Origin of the sequence: Paraburkholderia sp. J41, assembly GCF_905220235.1 — a bacterium.
Taxonomy (GTDB): Bacteria; Pseudomonadota; Gammaproteobacteria; order Burkholderiales; family Burkholderiaceae; genus Paraburkholderia.
This window is the reverse complement of record NZ_CAJMZE010000081.1, coordinates 1-1,382: the sequence shown is the minus strand read 5'-3', so window position 1 is coordinate 1,382 and position 1,382 is coordinate 1. Positions and strand designations below refer to the sequence as shown.

2 protein-coding genes are annotated in these 1,382 nt (G+C 66.8%); both read right to left on the bottom strand.

The window, feature by feature from the left end; genetic code table 11:
* Window positions 1-863 (bottom strand): OmpA family protein (locus tag U5805_RS31490; RefSeq protein WP_322107393.1); only part of this gene is annotated, 863 nt, incomplete at its 3' end.
* Between the two features lie 53 nt (window positions 864-916).
* On the bottom strand, window positions 917-1,382 hold a 466-nt coding region (locus U5805_RS31485; RefSeq protein WP_322107392.1), incomplete at its 5' end, for a YadA family autotransporter adhesin.

The window sequence follows — 1,382 nt, the reverse complement described above, 5'->3', positions numbered from 1 at the left end:
GCCGCGCCCAGCCCGTTGACTTCGAAGCGATCGGCCATGACGCCGTTCTCTTCCAGCGCCTTCCTGACGGCTTGCGCGCGTTGGAGCGACAAGGTCCGGTTGTGCGCCGCCGAGCCGAAGCGGTCGGTGTAGCCGTCGATCTTCAGCACGTGCAGCTTCGCACCCGATTCGCGAACCTGCTGCGCGAGCAGCTCGACTTCGCGATGGCCTTCCGGCTTGAGCACGGCGCTGTCGAAATCGAACAGCGCGTCGGCCGACAGGCGCACCGGCCTGGCGAGCGGCGCCACCACCGCAACCGCCGGAACCACCGGGGCCGGGACCGGCGCAGGCGGCGGCACGCACTTGTCGAGTTCGCCGTTCACCTTCTGCGCGAGCTTTTGCGCGCGCTCGATGGAGTCCCAGCCGTGCACCCAATGCGTGCCGTGCGTTTCGTCCTGTTCTTTCCAGGCTTCGTCGGTGAGCGCGGCAAGACGTCCCGCGTCCTCGCCGCGGCACGGCGACTGCGACGCACGCTGGTTCGTGCGCTCGATTTCCTGGAGCGCCTTCACCCACTTCTCGCGCGTTTCGACCGGCGGCCAGTTCTTGTTGGCGTAGATCGGCTGGAACGCCGTGCTGCCGTCGATGAAATGACGGCCGTTGTTGAGTGCGCGAGCCGCCGCGTCGTTGTAGACGGACGAGACGAGCACATGACTATCCTGGCGCCCGGCGATCTCGAGCCAGCCTTCGGCCAGGCCGCGCTGGAACGGATCGGCGATTTTCTGCGCCGTCGGCATCATCGCCCCGGCGTCGCTGCCGATGCTGGCGAACGCCTGGGCGCTCGCCAGCGACGCGAGCAGCGCGCCGCATATCAAGGTTTTCTTCATGGAATTCTCCGTGCCCGCCACGGTTTCCCGTGGCGGGCCTGGGTCACGGCCGTTTAGAAGCCGATCGTTGCGCCGACCGATGCACCGGTACCGCCGCCGCCCGTCGACTTCGAGACGTGCGCGTTCAGCAGCACACGATCCGAGACGTACCAGTTCGCACCGAGTGCCAGGGCGCTTTCACCGCCGTAGGTACCGGCCGCGACGGCCATCTGGAAGTTGCCTTCGGCGCGGGCGTTCGGGATCAGCGACGAGGCTGCCATTGCCGCGGCACCCAACGTGTTGATCTGCTTCTTCACGATGCCGATCTGCTGCGTCGTGTAGGCGTTGGCTTGCTGCGTCGCCTGCTGAACCGCGTTGCTCGATGCATTGCTGATCGCATCGTTCAACTGGCCTACGTTGACTGCGTCCGTGTTCGCCGTGCCCGCTGCGACGTTGGTGATCTGGCGTTCATTGCCCGCCGAACCCACCGACACCGTGTTGGCGCGGTCGGCAACCGAGCCTTGGCCCAGTGCGACGGAG